Source organism: Bacteroides sp. An19 (genome assembly GCF_002160215.1).
Taxonomy (GTDB): domain Bacteria; phylum Bacteroidota; class Bacteroidia; order Bacteroidales; family Bacteroidaceae; genus Phocaeicola; species Phocaeicola intestinalis.
The window spans coordinates 57,900-75,249 of sequence record NZ_NFKD01000013.1; the positions used below are offsets into that span (position 1 = coordinate 57,900).

A 17,350-nucleotide genomic window follows, 5' to 3' on the forward strand; every position below is an offset into this window, starting at 1 on the left:
ACGCTTTCCCTGTCTGAAAGATGATTATTTCCTTTGATTTTTCACCACAGATTACACAGATTATATCTGCATTTTTCTTAATTGCCTATAGGAGGGTGTGCCGAAATTGGAATCAACTTTCATTTTGATACACCTTCTCTGCAAAAAAACATCCCCAATCATCGCACGATAAATTCAAAACAGTTTGTAAGTTTTTGAGTTTGTAAGTTTTTAAGTTTGTAAGTTTTTGAGTTTGTAAGTTTTTAAGTTTATGAGTGTTTTTGAGTTGAAACTTTTAAGTTGAAACATACAAACTCAAGAACTTAAGAACTCAAAAACTTAAGAACTCAAAAACTTAAGAACTCAAAAACTCACTAAACGAATCCTTTCTTCGCCCATTTCATGCTGTTCCAGCGGCGGACGAAGATAATGGCACGGATATTCTCGTCGAGCAGGAAGGCGCACCACATGCCTATCAGTCCCCAGCCCCAATGGATGCCGAGCAGGTAGCTGACGCCTACCGACACGCTCCACTGCACCACCAGCCCTACATAGAAAGGGAAGTTGACATCGCCCGCAGAACGGAGGGCGTTAGTGGCATAGATGTTCACGGCACGTCCGATTTCCACAATCACATCGATAATCATCACAGTGACACCCAGCCGGATGATTTCCTGGTTGTCGGTCAGGAGGCTGAAGATGAAATGCCCCGAAGCTGCCCAGATGCACGAGAGTATGAGCGACACCAGAATGGAAAGCCGCATTACGTACTTGCCCAAAAGGTAGGCGGCACGGACCTTTTTCTGTCCTACCAGGTGTCCGATGGTGATGGCACCTCCTTGCGCCATGGCGATGGCAAAGAGGTAGACAAACATCACGATGTTGACCGTATAGGTACGGGTGGCAAGGGCATTGTTGCCTAATATATTAATAAGGTAGGTGATGACCACTTGCGAGAAACTGTACGAGATGTTTTCGCCGGCAGAAGGAAGCCCGATTTTCAACAGGTTTTTCAGCTCTATCCATGGGAAAGGGCGGAAATAGGCAAGGGGAAACTTGGGGATGTGTTTGCGGAAGAGGATGACAAACAATACAACCATGCTTACGCCACGGGCGAAAGCGGTAGAGATGGCAGCACCTTCGGCTCCCAGTGCCGGCATGCCCCACTTGCCGAAAATCAGCGAATAATTGCCGATGATGTTCATGATGTTGACCAGTACGGTAACCAGCATCGGGTAAATGGCTTTGTTGGCACTGCGTAACGAGGCGGAAATGGTGAGCGAGATGGCCTGGAAGAAAGCGAATGCTCCCACAATCTCCATATAGCCGATACCATATTGTAACAACTCGGGGCGTAGTCCCATCCAGCCCAACAGTGTAGTGGCACCAAAATGCAGGATGGCACTGACTGCCAGTCCTACTACCAAATTGAGCAATAAGGCTACCCCCACTACCTGTATCATGTTTTTTTCTAATTTAGCTCCCAAGTACTGCGAGCAGAGTACCGATGTGCCGATGTTGATGACCTCGAATACCAGAAAGGCAAAGGTCACAATCTGGTTGACCACGCCTACGGCAGCCACGCTCTCATCGGAGTATTGGCTCAGCATGATGGTATCTACTGCTCCCAGCATCATGATGAGCAAAGTTTCGATAAAAATGGGTATAACGAGTTTGACCAGTCCTTTGCGGATGCCTGTTTGTTGAGTCATAGTCTGTTTTTATTTTAGGGAACGAGGCGACCCGTTGACAAGGGGGCGAGGTCCAGCATACTCAAGACTATCTAAAGCCTTGTCACCTTGTCAACTGGTACCTTGTCAACTATCTTTCTCTTCGGATAAGATTCATGAATTCCTCGCGTGTCTTTGCCTGGTTGAATGCTCCAGTGAAATCGGAGGTGGTTGTGATGGCGTTTTGTTTTTCTACTCCTCTCATTTGCATGCACATGTGTTTGGCTTCTATTACTACCATTACGCCTAATGGGTGCAGCGTTTCCTGAATGCATTCTTTGATTTGCAGGGTCATGCGCTCCTGTACCTGGAGGCGGTGCGAGAATACATCTACTACGCGGGCTATCTTGCTCAGTCCCGTGATGTATCCGTTGGGGATATAAGCTACGTGGGCTTTCCCGTAGAAGGGAAGCATGTGATGTTCGCACATGGAGAAGAAATCGATGTCTTTCACCACTACCATCTGGCTGTATGCCTCCTTGAACTTGGCACCTAACAAAATTTCTTTCGGGTCTACCTCATATCCCCGTGTAAGCGTCAGCATGGCTTTGGCTACTCTTTCAGGGGTTTTCACCAGTCCTTCCCGTTCAGGGTCTTCACCCAGCAGGGAAAGTATTTCTTTGTAGTGTGCCATCAGTTTCTGTACTTTCTCTTCCGGGAACTTCAACAAGTTTGTATCAATCATTATTCAATGGGAATGTTAATTTGTTCACGTACAATCGCTACTTCTTTGAATTCGCCGCTTGCTCTTAGTTGGCGCATGGCTACGTGTGCCTCTTCTATGCTCTTGAAATCTCCTACACGGCACAGCCAGCGTGGAGGTTGGAAATACGTATATACCGGCATTTCCGGAAATGTTTCTTTTATCTTCCCGGCTATCCGATTTGCTTCGTTGCGTGCTACGCGCGAATTGTTTCCGGCATATACCTGTACGCGGAAACCTCTTGCTTTCAATGTTTTCGGGGCTGAAGCGGCATAACGTGTACCTATTAGCGAAGTGATGTAGGATTCTGCATGTACCGTTACTACTCCTTCGCCTGCACGGTGTGTCTCCAGGCTTTCCACAATGGTGCGCTGGGCATGCATTGCCGAACCCCACAAGAGTAAAAAGAGGGATAGTAAGTATTTCATGATGTGTGTGTTTTAGGGACTAGACAATCAGGTACGGGGGAACCACGTTCTAAATAGTTTTACTAAATCTATCTAAAACCTAGTCAACCAGTACCTGGTTCCTAGTCAACTATAAAGAATTATTTGAACGCATCGATGATGCCTTTGAAGTCGGCAGCTTTCAAAGCAGCACCACCAATCAATCCGCCGTCTACATCGGGTTTAGCGAACAGTTCTTTGGCATTCGACGGCTTGCAGCTTCCTCCGTACAGGATAGAAGTGTTTTCTGCTACTTCCTGACCGTACTTGGCAGCTACCAGCGAACGGATGTGTGCATGGATTTCTTCTGCTTGTTCGGGAGTAGCGGTTTTACCGGTACCGATAGCCCAAACCGGTTCGTATGCCAGGATAACCTTGCCGAAGTCTTCTGCTGAGAGTGAGAATACAGAAGCCAATTGAGCTTCTACCACTTCGTTTTGCTTGTTTGCTTCGCGTTCTTCCAACACTTCACCGATGCAGAAAATAGGTTTCAGGTTGTTGGCAAGTGCCAATTTCACCTTTTCTGTCAGGATTTCAACGGTTTCGTGATAATAAGCACGACGTTCAGAGTGACCCAGGATAACGTATTGGGCACCTGTAGAAGCTACCATTTCTGCCGAAACTTCGCCAGTATAGGCACCTGAAACTTTGTCTGCGCAGTTTTCTGCACCTACGCCGATGATGTTTTTATCGACAATCGGAGTAACAGAAGCCAGGTGGATAAACGGAGTACAGATGATAACGTCGCAGTTCGGTTTGTCTGCGGTCAACACTTCATTCAGTTCTTTTGCCAAAGCAATACCTTCTTGCAGGTTCTTGTTCATTTTCCAGTTTCCTGCTACAATGTTTTTTCTCATTTTGTTTTAAGTTTTAAAAGGGTTAATATACTATTTTGTCGTTAAGGGGTTAAGAAGTTAAGCCAGTGGCCTGATTCGTATGTATTGACTTAACTTCTTAACTTCTTGACTCTTTCTTCTTTTTCTTCTTGCTCCATTCCAGCCAGCCTAAATCGCATAGGGTCAGGAAGATGAGTGGACCGAAGAACCAGCCGAACACCAATATGATTTTATGCCATGTGTTGGGAGGTTCCAACCGGCCGATGGGAAGTTGGTCTAAAGGTGCATTCAACTGATATTCGTCGGGGATGTTGTTTACGCTCCACTTGTTCAGAATGGTTCCGTCCTTCAGAAGCAACAGGCCCGGATTGGAGCGGATAATGGTTTTCAGGGTAATTTCGTCCATGATGGCAAAAGGATATTCAGCACCGGTATTGTCTTGCCACATCGCGATGTCTTCGTCGGATGAAGCGGTGACACACAAGAAGCTGTATCCATATTCTGAACAGTAGTCGTACACTTCGTTGAATAAATCCATCCCGCTCTCATCGGCGTGCCGCAGGTTGGGCGAGATAAGTAAGAACGTGTAATTGTCATCGTTCAGGATTTCTTCGGTCAGGTCGGTGCCGTCCTCTTGTGAGGTGAGGTGAAAATCGTGAGTAGGCGGTTCGTAGCCTTTCTCTTTTACCCGCGTTTGGGCTTCGACGAATGTCCATGTCGAGTCGGAGGGAAAGTTGTCGATGGTAAATTCTTGCTCTTTCCCGTCTTTAGCATAGATGAATGTTGTCTCGTAAGTTGTGAGTTTCACCCCTTCGGGGATTTCCATTCCTTGGCGGATGTTCATGCCGATGTGATAAGGACGGAAATCGAATACGGGCAGTTCGCGGACACAGTAGATGGAGAATACGATGATGAACACCACGGTGTAGAGGGCTATCAGCCAGTCTACCTTTTCGGTGACCAGTTTCCTGATGTAGGTTTTCCGATAACGGAATACAGTGATGGCGGCAAGTAACAGCACGATGTTCTTGCCAAAGGTTTCCCAGTTGGTCAGGATAATAGCATCGCCGAAACAGCCGCAATCTGCTATCGGATTGTCAATGGCAAGCCATAGGGTGAGTGGAGTCATGAATGCCATGACCAGCAGGAGCAATGTGGAGGTCGCTTTGCGGTGGATGCCAAACAGCAGATAGACACCCAATGTAAACTCGAATGCTCCCATTGCCATGGAACCTACGTATGGGACGAACTGTGGAACAACCTGAAGCAGGCCCCACGCTTCCAGATAATCTTGTATCTTATAGGCGGTGCCGAAAGGGTCGTTCGCCTTCACGAATCCGGAGAAGATGAATACGGCTGCCAGCAGGAAACGGCAAACGTTTACTCCGACGACAAGGGCTCTATGTAAGCATTTATTCTCCAAATTCCAGTTTGATTAAAGCGAATACTGCATAATTAATCATATCCATGTAGTTGGCGTCTACGCCTTCCGAAACCAATGTGTTCCCACTCAATGCTTCAATCTGCTTGGTGCGGTACAGCTTCATCAAAATCAAGTCGGTGTACGACGTAATGCGCATGCTGCGCCACGCTTCGTCATAATCGTGATTTTTTTTCAGCATCAGTTCCATGGCATCTTTGGCATATTTGTCGTATAGTTCCAAGGCTTGTGCTTCGGTGATATCTTCCTTTTCTGCATAGCCCAGTTCCAGTTGGATCAGTCCGATGATACCATAGTTGACTATTGCCATAAATTCGGGGCGTATGCCCTCGTTTACCAGACTGACACCTTTGATTTCGATGCTTCGGATACGGTTCGCCTTGATAAACAGCTGGTCGGTTACTGAAGAAGAACGCATAATGCGCCATGCGGCTCCGTAATCGTGCAGCTTTTTGGTGAACAAATCCCGACAGGTGGTGATGACGTGCTTAAATTGTTCTTTCGTATCTTTCATACGCTTGTATCATGAATTTATGTCGCAAAGTTACGATTTTCCTGGTAAAGCGCGTAATAAATCGGTAAGATTTGTCGGATTTATGTAGGAAGTTAAAAAAGTGAAGGAGTTAAGAAGCAATATCCTATCAGGCTCTTAACTCCTTAAACCACTTATTTGTACGATTGTTTATAGATATTCAGTACTTCATCGTCGGTCAGCGGACGAGGATCGAGGGTAAAGAGGCTGCCCATGGTATCTCGTGCATTTTGTACCATCTTGGGAAAGTCTTCTTCTTTGATACCCCAGTCGCTCAATTTGATGTTGTCTACGTGACATTCGCGTTGCATGCGTACCAGTGCATCAATGAAATCGCTCGGACGGTTGCTCTTTTGTTGGGTCATGACATCTGCCATTTTCATAAAACGTTTCATGCAGTCGTTGCGGAAAGTTTCGAAGTAGGCTGTACTGATGGCAATCAGTCCGGCTCCATGAGGCAGTTCGGGATAATAGGCACTCATGGCATGTTCCATAGAATGTTCGGAAATGCAACAAGATGTAGCTTCTACCAGCCCGGCCAGTGTGCTGGCCCATGCTACTTTGGCGCGTGCTTTGATGTCGCGTCCGTCATTGACGGCTACCGGCAGGTATTTATAGAGCAGGCGGATAGCTTCCAGTGCGTACAGGTCGCTTATAGGAGTAGCACAATTGGCAAGGAAGCCTTCTGCTGCATGGAAGAAGGCATCGAAGCCCTGATATGCCGTGAGATGGGGAGGTATGGTAACCATCAGCGTCGGGTCGACAATGGAGAGTACTGGAAAGGTAAGTGGGCATCCGAATCCGATTTTTTCCTGTTTCTCTTCGTTGGTAATCACTGTCCATGGATCGGCTTCCGTACCGGTTCCGGCTGTGGTCGGTATGGCTACAATGGGAAGTGCTTTTGTGACCGGACGCCCTTTGCCCGTACCTCCGTTTACGTAGTTCCAGTAATCACCATCATTGCATGCCATGACGGCGATGGCTTTTGCAGAGTCGATGCTGCTTCCTCCTCCCAACCCGATGATAAAGTCGCATTTCTGCTCGCGGCAGATGGCTGCGGCTTCCATAACATGTGTCTTGATGGGATTAGGAAGAATCTTATCGTATACAATGGCACTGACATCGTTTTCAGTAAGGTATCCCAATACTTTATCCAGGTATCCATATTTTTTCATGGACGTTCCGCCGGATATGACTATCATGGCTTTTCTGCCGGGAAGTGTTTCGGTAGCTAATTTCTTTATTTCACCGCACCCGAACAATATCTTGGTGGGTACGTACAAACTAAAAACTGGATTTGAGTTCATATCTGTTTGCTTTTAAAGGTTCATCATTTTCAAAGATACGAATAAAACCATTGCTTGTTGCCAGCAGAGTGTTAATTTTTTCAATTTAGAAGCTGTTTTGAATTTATCGTGCGATGATTTGGATGAGTTTTTGAGGCATTTTCGCTTCTGTGATGAGGAAGATAGCGGGCTATCTGACGAAGAACAGGAGCGAAAAGGACCAAAAAATCGCCCAAAGCACACACGAAAACAGATACATCAAGCCAAGAAAAACTTTTTGGAGAAATTCAAAACAGCTTCTTAGGGCTTGTTTAATTTTGTTCAGGTTAAGAGCCTGTCTTAAATCTTCCAATAAAATAAGGACTCCTTGTCGGCTAAAGGACATTCATATTAATATTCTATCAGGATTCTTTTGCGTTTGTTTCCGCTCTGTGTTTCTGATTTCGGGGTTATTGTTGCTTTTTATAACTTACAATGGCCCACAGATAAAGCACAGTGGCAAAAATGGCAAGTGTACCCAGCTGCGGCAGAATATCGGTGAGACTGCTTCCTTTCAGGTACACCATGCGCATGATTTCCATAAAATAACGCAATGGATTGGCGTAGGTGATGCATTGTGCCCACTGGGGCATGCTGCTGATGGGGGTAAACAATCCGCTCATCAGAATGAATATCAGCATACAGAACCACATGACAAACATGGCTTGTTGCATGGTGGCTGAATAATTGGAAATGACCAGTCCTAAACCAGACACCACGAAGGTAAATACGATGGTGGCAATGTAGATGCAAAAGATATTCCCCGAAGGAGTAAGTCCGTATACCAGCCATGCCAACAGCATACAAAGGTTGAGAACGATGAATCCGATAAGCCAATAGGGTAATAACTTACTGAGTATGAAAGTGAATCGGCTTACGGGAGTGACATTGATTTGCTCGATGGTACCGGCTTCTTTTTCGCCTACAACGTTCAGTGCCGGAAGAAATCCGCAGAGCAGTACGAGCAACATGGTCATCAGTGCCGGAACCATGTAATTCTTGTATTCAAGGTGTGGATTGAACAGGTAGCGTATGGAAGTGTTTCCGGCAGGTGCAAGAATCTGGTTTAAATACGAACTGCCCAATCCACCTTTAGTCCCGTTGACGGCATTGACGGCAACCAGTGCTGAGGCAGGTCTGCCGTTCACTTGTTCTTTTTCAAAACCACGAGGTATTTCCAACAGCATGTCGGCACGGTCTTTCTCGATGGCTTCCAGTCCGTCACGATACGTGTCGGGCAGTCCGGTCAGCTTAAAATAAGGTGATGCTTCGATTCGGTGTACCAGACGTTCGGAAGAAGGGCTATGGTCGTTGTCGATAATCACAATGCGCAGGTCTTCTATTTCCAGGGTGGCAGCCCATGGTATAATCAGCATCATCATGCATGGGAAAAGCAGAATGAGACGTGGCAGGAAACTGTTGCGTGCCAGTTGCTTGAACTCTTTTTCTATCAGGTAGCGTAGTGTCATAGGCTTTCATTCTAAACGGTTCTTGAATTTGCGGGCAGTGATGCCTATCAGGGCGATGGCCATTACCAGCAGGACGGTTACTTCGTGCCAGACGTAGGCAAGTGGTACACCTTCTATCATGAGTTTTCGTACCAGGCCGACGTACCAGCGTGCCGGAATGAGACAGGAGAGGGCTTGCAGAATACCCGGCATACTTTCGATGGGAAAGATGATGCCCGACAGGATGATGGTGGGAATCAGCATCACCATGCCTGATACAAGCATGGCTGCTACCTGTGTCCGGACAAGGCACGACACGAGCAATCCTAATGCCAGCGAGACGAAGATGAACAGCAGGGATACACTCAGCAGGCTGAACAGATTGCCTGCAATGGGAACCTGGAGTACAAATACCGAGAGCAGCAGAATGGTGGTCAGGTTGATAAGGGACAAGACGAAATAGGGTACTGCTTTCGAGAGGATGACAAACAACGGATTGACGGGAGAGACAAGCAAGACTTCCATCGTTCCGGTTTCTTTTTCGCGTACAATGGAAATGGAGGTCATCATCGCACATATCAGCATCAGGATAAGCCCCATTACGCCTGGTACGAAGTTGTAGGCACTTTTCATTTGTGGATTATAGAGCAGCTTGCCCGATACGATGAGGCTGGGGGAAGCATCTGCTTTTGTTCCGGTCCGTTTGATGGCATTTAGGGCGGTATGCAGGATTCCATTGGCATACGTGCTCCGTGTGACGGCAAGGTTGGGATCCGTGGCATCGGCTATTAGCTGGATATCTTCTGCATCCATACGCAAGCGATTCAGGTCGGAAGGGAAAACTACTGCCAGTTCTATCCGGTTCCGTTTAAACAACCGGTCTATTTCATCGGGCGAATGTACGATGTATTTTACATGGAAGTATTCGCTGGCATCCAGCCGCTCGACTATACGTTGCACTTCTGCATCGCTAGAAGGCATCAGTACGGCGGTCTCTACATTGCGTACTTCGGTAGAGATAGCAAAGCCGAAAAGGATAATCTGTACGATGGGCATTCCTATCAGTATCAGCATCGTGCGCCGGTCGCGCAGGATGTGACAGAACTCTTTCCGGATAAAGGCGATAAATTGTTTCATAGTCGTATGTTTCTTTTTTTACCATAGAGGAAAAATTAAAGTCTCTGTGTGCTTCGGTTCCTCTATAGAGAGCTGTCAGTTCCCGTTTCGTTTCGCTTCGCGTGCCAGGAGTCGGAACACTTCATCCATATCCTTGGCATTGAACATCTCTTTTAATTTTGCCGGTGTGTCGAGTGCTCGGATGCGTCCGTCTACCATCATCGAGATGCGGTCGCAATATTCTGCTTCGTCCATATAGTGTGTGGTGACGAATACCGTGATGCCTTGGTGTGCAGCCTGGTAAATTAGTTCCCAGAACTGGCGGCGAGTGGCAGGGTCTACGCCTCCGGTAGGTTCGTCAAGGAATACCAGCTGGGGGCGATGGAAAATAGCTACAGAGAATGCCAGTCGTTGTTTCCAACCCAAGGGAAGCTCGCGTACCAAGGTGTGGCGACTTTCATACAGTCCAATGCGATGAAGCATCTCCTCGGCGCGAGGCGGTATTTCCTTGTCGGGTACACCGTAGATTCCGGCAAAGAGACGCACGTTTTCCCATACGTTCAAGTCTTCGTAGAGTGAGAATTTCTGGCTCATATATCCGATGCGCCGTTTGATTTCTTCGCTCTGCGTGTATACGTCGAAGCCCATAACTTCAGCATTTCCTCCGGTAGGCAGGCTCAGTCCGCAAAGGATGCGCATGGCAGTGGTCTTGCCGGCTCCGTTGGCTCCTAGGAAGCCGAATATCTCTCCGCTTTTCACTTCGAACGAGATGTGGTCGACTGCCGTAAAATTGCCGAACTGTTTTACCAGTCCGTTGACGCGGATGATGGTTCCGGTTTCGGTGTTATCTATATCGCGTTGCAGGCCGGGCGGGCATAAGATGTTGCGGAAACGGTCGAGAATGACTGCTGGGGTATCGATGCCCCGTACATTTCCTTCTTGTAAAAAGGCAATCCGGTTACAACGTCTGGCTTCGTCCATAAAGGGAGTCGAGACCACGATGGTCATCCCTTGCGTACGGAGCTTAGCCAGTATCTGCCAGAATTCTTTACGTGATACGGGGTCGACTCCTGTTGTCGGTTCGTCCAGGAAAAGTATTTCCGGTGAATGCACCAATGCACAGCAGAGAGCGAGTTTTTGTTTCATTCCTCCCGAAAGGGCTCCTGCCCGTCGGTTGGCGAAGGGAGCTATTTGTTCGTAAATGTCTTTTATTTGTCCGTAATGGGCTTTTACGGTAGTCTGGAAAACGGTGGCGAAGAAATTCAAGTTTTCTTCTACCGTCAGGTCTTGATACAAGGAGAAACGTCCAGGCATATATCCTATACGCTTCCGTATCTCTTTATATTCTTTTCGTACATCGTAACCCATCACCGATGCTGTGCCTGTATCCGCATTCAGAAGGGTAGTCAGAATGCGGAATAACGTGCTTTTCCCTGAGCCGTCGGGACCAATCAGTCCGAACAGTTCACCTTGTCCTATCTCAAAAGACACTTCGTGGAGGGCTTTTGTCTTTCCGTAGTATTTGCTGATGCCTTTGACTTCAATCACTTTCATCGGTTTGGAATTTTACTTTGCCATACATGCCCAGTTTGATGATACCGTCATTGCGGACAGCTATCTTTACGGCATATACCTGATTGGCACGTTCATCATCGGTCAGGATAGTTTTGGGGGTGAACTCTGCCTCGTCGGCTATCCAGCTCACGATACCGGCATAAGTTTTTAGGTTGTCGTCGCCGAAATCGGCATATACTTTTGCTTCCATTCCAATACGGACCGATGCAAGTTGTGTAGATGTGATGTAAGCGCGCAGGAAGATGTGTTCGGTATCGGCAATTTTGAACAGTGGCTTTCCTACCGATGCCAGTTCGCCTGGTTCGGCATATTTGGCAAGGACGGTACCGTTGATAGGAGCCACAATGTGACATTTCTGCAGTTGGTCTTCTATCTGCGCCATTTGGATGGCGACTGAAGAACTCTGTTCGTTCAAACTGGCTGTACTATTATATAAGGTAGAGCGTTGGGCTTCGAGTTGGCTTTCCAATACGGCTATCTGCGATTCCCAGTCGTCCAGTTGCTTGCGGTTGGCTGCATTTGCTTTTAACAGGTTCTCTACGCGTGCCCGTTCGCGTTGTGCTGTGGCAAGTTGTTCTTGCAGGGCAGCTATCTGTTTGCGGATGTCGGGCCGCTGGTTGTCTACTGACTTCATATTTGCCTGAAGTTGCAGTTTTTTCAGATAGAGCTGGACAGTGTCGGTCAGCCCTACTTCTTCTCCTTGTTTCAGCCGGACACCTTCTTCTGCATCCAGACGGAACAGTTTGCCGTTGCTTTCGGCAGACACGATAATCTCAGTGGCTTCAAAGGTGCCTGTCGCATCGAAGTCGATGTCCGGATGGCAGGATGCCAGCAGTATGCTTGTCAGTGAGGCAAAAAATAAAGAATAAGTTTTCATACGTTTGAGGTTATGGGTTTATGGTCGGTTGGTTGTTGGTAAGGTGCTGTTGCTGGTATTGGTGCATCAGCAGTTGGATTTCGTGTAACGCTTTGGCTTGTCGGGCAAGGCTTTCAGCGGTTACTTCGCGTAACATTTCAGTCACGCTTAGCGTGCCGTTGGCTACTTTGGCTTCAGCAGATTGCCGGATGTTGCTGCGCAAGCGGATGATTTCGTCATCGTCTTTCATCTGTTTCTGGAGTGCAAGCAGGATGCCGTCTTGTTCAGCCAGTTGCAGTCGGGTATTGAAGAGGAACAGGTCGCGGTTGCTTTCTATCTGCAAGCGGCGGGTATCCAGCTTCCGTTTGTCGTTTTTCAGGGTATACAAGTTACCGAAGTTCCACGTGAGACGTGCTCCTACGATGTAATATGCCCGGAATTGGTCTTTCAGAAAGTCCAGTCCAGGATTGCCGTATGCGCCTTGTGCGAAGAGTCCGATGCGGGGCATATAGCCTGCTTGCAGGTTGTGACGTTCCACTTCGAGGCTTTGTACTTGTGCATTATACAGATCCAGCTCCGGCCGGGCGATACGGAAAGCAGTCTTGTCATCGGGGGAGACAGGGCGTATCAGCTGGGTTTGTTCGTCCAAAGGCTTGCCGGTGAGCAGCGAAAGCATGCGCAGGTAGGCGGTGCGGTTGGCGGTGAGCTGTGTCCGTTGCTGACGGGTGTTGAGGATTTCCACCTGCACGGCATCTACATCGGCATCGTTGGCTATGCCGTTGTCACGATAAGCACGTATGTTTTTCAGGTTGCGTTGCAGGTCTTCTTCAAGCAGGCGGTTCTGTTCCAGTTGTTCGTCTATCAGCAGGATGCCGAAGAATACTTGGTTTACCTGTTCATTCAGGGCGTACATCGTGACGTTCAATTGCCTCCTGCTTTCTTCGGTTTCGGTTTTGACTTGTTCCTTTCTGGCTCGGATGTTGCCTCCGTCCCAGATGTTTTGTGTTACTTCCAACTGTATTTGATATTGGTCTTTGGGCAATCCCTTCATGCCGATGCCGGGGATGTCGAACGGGAAAGTGGTGGCTTCGCTTTGGTAGGATACTTTTCCACTGAGGCTGACTTGGGGCAGGTTGCCGCGGGTTGCATTGTCAAGTGTGTATTGTTCTGACAGGCGGAGCAGGTCGTATTGCCTTGCCAGCGGATAGTTTTGTTGCGCGGCAGCCCGGCACTCGTCCAGGGTCACCTGTCCGAAAGAGGAAAGGCAGAAGCATCCCACCAGCATCAATAAACAGGTTCGTATCATAAGCATGTCGTTTTTTAAGGTTCTTTTTGCAAATATAGATTGTTCTGTTCATATTCAGAAGTTCCATTACTTGTTTCAAATGTTCTATTTGTTTGATTTTGTACTGGCTATCTCCTGTTTTTGCTGTGAATTATTATCTTTGCAGGAGGTAGAGAACATTGGTTTATCTTAAAATTTAGGATATGGAACAGAAAGACTTTTTTTTGCTTGCTTTGCAACAGATACACGATTTTCCTTTTACACGGTGTAATGCGAGTCGTTTCATCACTCCCGAACTGGGTTTTGTGCGTTCGGTAGAGGGGATGGACGAGATTGCGGAGTCAATTCTGATACCGGGAAGACCCTATCGCCTGACAGAAGGACGGATTGTTTATATCCAGTCGGGATATATCCGGGCTCGTATTAATTTACGTGAAGTGACGGTTTCAGGCGGGCAGCTGATTGTGTCTTCGCCAGGAGCTGTGCTTGAGTTTGAGGAAATGCCTGCGAATATGGATGTGACCATGCTGGCCTTTACTGATGACTTTATGGAAGGTTGGCAAAAAGAGCCTTTGTTGCATGCTTATCTGCAAGGTGGACTTTTTTTTGCTGTCGATTTGGATGAGAAGGAACGAAAGCGGCTGGAAGTGTTTTTGGACCTGATTTGGGAAGTGTTGCACGACGAACCTTTTCCGCGTGACACTGTCCGAAGCCTCATTTCTGCTTTGTTTCGTCAGATAGAAGTATTTTATCATCGCGATGCTGCGGTGGCGCGTCAGGAGCATACCCGGCAGGAAGAAATATTCAACCGGTTCTTGAAACTTGTTAACAGATATGCCGTACATGAGCGGAACATCACTTTTTACGCCGATGAACTGTATTTGAGTCCACGTTACCTGAGTACGCTTATCAAGCAGGTCAGTGGGCGGACGGTGATGGACTGGGTCAATGCTGCGGTGGTACAGGAAGCCAAATTACAACTGCGCCATACCGACAAACTGGTATATCAAATAGCTGATGACTTGAATTTTCCCAATGCTTCGTTCTTCTGCAAGTTTTTCCGTCGGATGACTGGAAAGACACCACATGCTTATCGGGATGAAGACTGAGTGAAATAAAATGCCACAGATTACACCGATTATATAATGAATGAAAAAATCGGTGTAATCTGTGGTGAAAAACAGAGGGCTGCTTTATTTCTTCTTGGCAGCAGGCTCTTCAATGTCAACCAGTTCTACTTCAAAAATCAGTGTAGAGAAGGGTTTGATTTTACCCGTGTTGCGTGAGCCATAGCCCAATTCTTGCGGGATGTAGAGAATCCACTTCGAACCTACCGGCATCATGGTCAGCGCTTCGGTCCATCCTTTGATGACTTGGTCTGCACGGAAGCTGGTCGGTTCTTTGCGTTTGTAAGACGAATCGAATTCTGTACCGTCGATTAACGTGCCTTTGTAGTGTACTTTCACTCTCGATGTCTTTTCGGGTACTTTGCCGTTACCTTCTTTCACAACCTTATATTGTAAGCCGCTCGGAGTAACTTTCACACCTTCCTTGGTCTTGTTGGTGGCAAGGAAGTCTTCGTTCTGTTTCTTGTAGTCGGCATATTTCTCGGCAAGTGCCTTTTCTTTGATGGCATCTACGCGAGTACGTACGTACAGGCTGGCAGAGTCGGCAGAGAAGAGAGATTGTTCTTTCACTGCAGCGATGAATCCGGCAAGGAAGTTTTCTTTCGTCAGGCTTTGTGCAGAGTCACCTTCAAAAATTTGGCCGTTGATGGCATCGAACATCTGACCGCTGACTTGTTGTCCGATTTGCATACCCATCAGGTAAGCTCTTTCTTTATCTTCCGTTGTCTTTATGCCTTGTTCGATACCGCGGATGAAATCATCATAATAGGCCGAATCAATCCCCATGCGGCCAAGTGCATAGTCTTGCAGTCCTTGTGTGTTGCTTACACCCATCATGTATGAGAGGGTGTCCACTTCGGTTTTCATGTTGGCTTTCGGTCCTTGTGCGCACGATGCCATGCCTCCAGCGATAGCCAATGCCATTAAAAAAGGAGTCTTTTTCATTTGCTTGATGTTTTTATATTTGTTGTTGATAATTCTTGTTCAGCAGTTTAAGCACTGTCGTAACACACACAGGTAACGTATATTTCCTTCTTCTGATGGACACAGATAAATAATTAAAACTGTGCACGTCTGCTTTTGTCGCCTGTGTGCCGTTAATTATAATACTTCAATCAGCTCCACTTCGAAGATGAGCGTGCTGTGCGGAGGAATCATCTCGCCTGCACCTTGTGCGCCGTAAGCAAGGTCGGACGGGATGTAGAGTTTCCATTTTGCACCTTCCGACATCAGTTGCAGTGCTTCCACCCAACCTTTTATTACTTGGTTCACGCCGAATACGGCAGGTTCGCCCCGCTTGATGGAACTGTCGAATAATGTTCCGTCTATCAAAGTGCCTTCATAGTGGCACCGTACGCGGTCGGTGGCTTTTGGCTTTTTGCCATTGCCTTCCTTGATTACTTCGTATTGCAGGCCGCTGGGAAGGGTCACGATGTTCGGTTTCTTCTTGTTTTCTTCCAAGAAAGTTTTTCCCTTGGCTATGTTTTCCGCATTGGCTTTTTCTTCCAGTTCGGTAAAGAACTTATTGACGATTTCGCGTGCTTCGTTATGCGTAATGGCAGTCTTGTTGCCTTCTAATACGTCTTTTACTGCTTGTGCAAAATCGTTTACGTCGATGCTGCGGGCGCCCATACTCCACAAGTTCTGACCTATGCCTAAGCCAATGGCGTAACTGAATTTATCCATAAAGTCTTTGAGTTAAAAGATATTGTTTTTCTTTAGTCGGCGCAAAGGTATCTTTTTTATTTGAATAAGAGCTTCTGTAAGCGATTAAATTTTCTTATTTTTGTATGGTTAATCGTATGAAGGAGGAACTTGCGTATGAAAAAGTTGGTTATATTGACAGGAGCAGGCATGAGTGCCGAGAGCGGAATCAGTACTTTCCGCGACTCTGGAGGGTTGTGGGAGCAGTATCCCGTAGAACAAGTGGCTACACCCGAAGGCTATCGGGCGAACCCGAAGTTGGTAATAGATTTCTATAACGCGCGGCGTAAGGAACTACAACGCGTGAAGCCCAACCGCGGGCATGAGCTGATAGCCGAATTGGAAAAGGACTTCGACGTGACGGTCATTACACAGAACGTCGACAACTTGCACGAACGGGCAGGAAGCCACCATGTCATTCATCTGCATGGGGAACTGACCAAGGTTACATCGAGCCGGGACCCGAACAATCCGGCATACATCAAAGAGTTGAAGCCCGAAGAATGGGAAGTGAAGATGGGCGACCTGGCCGCCGACGGCTCCCAGCTCCGTCCGTTCATCGTGTGGTTCGGCGAGGCGGTGCCGATGATAGAAACCGCCATCGGATACGCCGAGCAAGCCGATATATTCGTCATTATCGGCACTTCGCTCAATGTGTATCCTGCGGCCGGACTGCTCAATTATGTGCCGTCTCGTGTACCGGTGTACCTTATCGACCCGAAAGAAGTCACCATTGTTTCGGGCAGGAAGGTGCATGTTATCCGCAAGGGAGCTTCGGAAGGAATGGAAGAATTAAAAAATATGTTATTAAAAGAACGGTGATAAACAAATCTTCCCTATATTTGTTCCATCATATAAAAGAACATTATAGCTAACTTAAAACAATTGGACGTATGAAAAAGTACATTTGCACCGTATGTGATTGGGAATACGATCCCGCTAAAGGTGATCCCGATAACGGCATCGCTCCGGGCACAGCATTCGAAGACCTGCCCGAAGATTGGGTTTGCCCGGTTTGTGGAGTAGGAAAAGAAGATTTCCAACCGGTAGAGGAGTAAATTCCTTTAGAGGTTAGAAAAGCCGAAAGCCGGTCTGCGTAGCGTAATGCTTGCAGGCCGGCTTTCCTGGTGTATGCTCGGCATGAGTATTAGCTAACGGGTGCAAGTCCCTAATGAGCCCTAATAGCGGGAATCATACAGCCCAAAGCAAGGGTGTCCATCGCGAGTTGGAATCTGAAAGAAGCTGGC

General features: G+C 47.4%; 18 protein-coding genes. 4 read left to right on the forward strand and 14 right to left on the reverse strand.

The features are described from left to right. Positions 1-353: 353 nt before the first annotated feature. The 7 genes from B5F25_RS07590 to B5F25_RS07620 all read right to left on the reverse strand — a co-directional run bounded on the left by B5F25_RS07590 (position 354) and on the right by B5F25_RS07620 (position 6,974). Positions 354-1,691, reverse strand: a complete 1,338-nt coding sequence (locus B5F25_RS07590; protein ID WP_022038851.1) for an MATE family efflux transporter — start codon at positions 1,689-1,691, stop codon at positions 354-356. Between the two features lie 109 nt (positions 1,692-1,800). Then, complete coding sequence (gene folE / locus B5F25_RS07595; RefSeq protein WP_022038850.1) at positions 1,801-2,394, reverse strand: GTP cyclohydrolase I FolE; 594 nt, start codon at positions 2,392-2,394, stop codon at positions 1,801-1,803. Beyond that, positions 2,394-2,840 carry an SPOR domain-containing protein gene (locus B5F25_RS07600; protein WP_087248695.1) on the reverse strand — a complete coding sequence of 149 codons (447 nt, stop codon included), beginning with the start codon at positions 2,838-2,840 and terminating at the stop codon, positions 2,394-2,396. The genes folE and B5F25_RS07600 overlap by 1 nt, the downstream gene beginning before the upstream one ends. Positions 2,841-2,959: 119 nt before the next feature. Next, a complete protein-coding gene (gene tpiA / locus B5F25_RS07605) occupies positions 2,960-3,715 on the reverse strand; it encodes a triose-phosphate isomerase (RefSeq protein ID WP_022038848.1) in 756 nt (251 codons plus the stop codon). A gap of 97 nt (positions 3,716-3,812) precedes the next feature. Then, positions 3,813-5,117, reverse strand: a complete 1,305-nt coding sequence (locus B5F25_RS07610) for a BT_3928 family protein (RefSeq protein ID WP_022038847.1) — start codon at positions 5,115-5,117, stop codon at positions 3,813-3,815. Continuing rightward, positions 5,107-5,649: a DUF1599 domain-containing protein gene (locus B5F25_RS07615; RefSeq protein WP_087248697.1), complete on the reverse strand. Its 543-nt coding sequence runs from the start codon at positions 5,647-5,649 to the stop codon at positions 5,107-5,109. The genes B5F25_RS07610 and B5F25_RS07615 overlap by 11 nt, the downstream gene beginning before the upstream one ends. Before the next feature lie 152 nt (positions 5,650-5,801). Next, positions 5,802-6,974 (reverse strand): iron-containing alcohol dehydrogenase, encoded by a 1,173-nt coding sequence (locus B5F25_RS07620; protein ID WP_022038845.1) that lies wholly within the window; start codon positions 6,972-6,974, stop codon positions 5,802-5,804. A gap of 97 nt (positions 6,975-7,071) precedes the next feature. Here B5F25_RS07620 and B5F25_RS21105 point away from each other — a divergent pair, with 97 nt between their 5' ends. Next, positions 7,072-7,257: a hypothetical protein gene (locus tag B5F25_RS21105; protein ID WP_140406886.1), complete on the forward strand. Its 186-nt coding sequence runs from the start codon at positions 7,072-7,074 to the stop codon at positions 7,255-7,257. A 145-nt stretch (positions 7,258-7,402) separates the two neighbouring features. On the opposite strand, the gene B5F25_RS07630 is transcribed toward B5F25_RS21105, so the two are convergent. From B5F25_RS07630 to B5F25_RS07650, 5 genes are all read right to left on the reverse strand, one after another. Further along, positions 7,403-8,461 (reverse strand): ABC transporter permease, encoded by a 1,059-nt coding sequence (locus tag B5F25_RS07630; protein ID WP_022038844.1) that lies wholly within the window; start codon positions 8,459-8,461, stop codon positions 7,403-7,405. Between the two features lie 6 nt (positions 8,462-8,467). Next, complete coding sequence (locus tag B5F25_RS07635; RefSeq protein WP_087248699.1) at positions 8,468-9,577, reverse strand: ABC transporter permease; 1,110 nt, start codon at positions 9,575-9,577, stop codon at positions 8,468-8,470. 75 nt (positions 9,578-9,652) lie between these two features. Next, positions 9,653-11,110 (reverse strand): ATP-binding cassette domain-containing protein, encoded by a 1,458-nt coding sequence (locus tag B5F25_RS07640; protein ID WP_087210005.1) that lies wholly within the window; start codon positions 11,108-11,110, stop codon positions 9,653-9,655. Continuing rightward, positions 11,097-12,008 (reverse strand): HlyD family efflux transporter periplasmic adaptor subunit, encoded by a 912-nt coding sequence (locus tag B5F25_RS07645; RefSeq protein ID WP_022038841.1) that lies wholly within the window; start codon positions 12,006-12,008, stop codon positions 11,097-11,099. The genes B5F25_RS07640 and B5F25_RS07645 overlap by 14 nt, the downstream gene beginning before the upstream one ends. A gap of 10 nt (positions 12,009-12,018) precedes the next feature. Beyond that, the gene (locus B5F25_RS07650; protein WP_022038840.1) at positions 12,019-13,293 is read right to left on the reverse strand and encodes a TolC family protein; all 1,275 of its coding nucleotides are present in this window, start codon (positions 13,291-13,293) and stop codon (positions 12,019-12,021) included. A 182-nt stretch (positions 13,294-13,475) separates the two neighbouring features. Between B5F25_RS07650 and B5F25_RS07655 the strand changes: the two genes are divergently transcribed. Beyond that, on the forward strand, positions 13,476-14,381 hold the full coding sequence (locus B5F25_RS07655; RefSeq protein ID WP_022038839.1) for a helix-turn-helix transcriptional regulator: 906 nt from the start codon (positions 13,476-13,478) through the stop codon (positions 14,379-14,381). Positions 14,382-14,465: 84 nt separating this feature from the next. Here the strand turns inward: B5F25_RS07655 and B5F25_RS07660 are convergent, their stop codons facing one another. Next, positions 14,466-15,344 (reverse strand): FKBP-type peptidyl-prolyl cis-trans isomerase, encoded by an 879-nt coding sequence (locus B5F25_RS07660; RefSeq protein WP_022038838.1) that lies wholly within the window; start codon positions 15,342-15,344, stop codon positions 14,466-14,468. Between the two features lie 156 nt (positions 15,345-15,500). Further along, the gene (locus tag B5F25_RS07665) at positions 15,501-16,085 is read right to left on the reverse strand and encodes an FKBP-type peptidyl-prolyl cis-trans isomerase (protein ID WP_022038837.1); all 585 of its coding nucleotides are present in this window, start codon (positions 16,083-16,085) and stop codon (positions 15,501-15,503) included. A 135-nt stretch (positions 16,086-16,220) separates the two neighbouring features. On the opposite strand from B5F25_RS07665, the gene B5F25_RS07670 reads away from it, so the two are divergent. Both B5F25_RS07670 and rd read left to right on the forward strand, forming a co-directional pair. Further along, positions 16,221-16,925, forward strand: coding sequence for an NAD-dependent deacylase (locus B5F25_RS07670; RefSeq protein WP_022038836.1), 705 nt, complete (start codon positions 16,221-16,223; stop codon positions 16,923-16,925). 71 nt (positions 16,926-16,996) lie between these two features. Continuing rightward, positions 16,997-17,161 carry a rubredoxin gene (gene rd, locus B5F25_RS07675; protein ID WP_022038835.1) on the forward strand — a complete coding sequence of 55 codons (165 nt, stop codon included), beginning with the start codon at positions 16,997-16,999 and terminating at the stop codon, positions 17,159-17,161. The last annotated feature ends 189 nt before the right edge of the window (positions 17,162-17,350 follow it).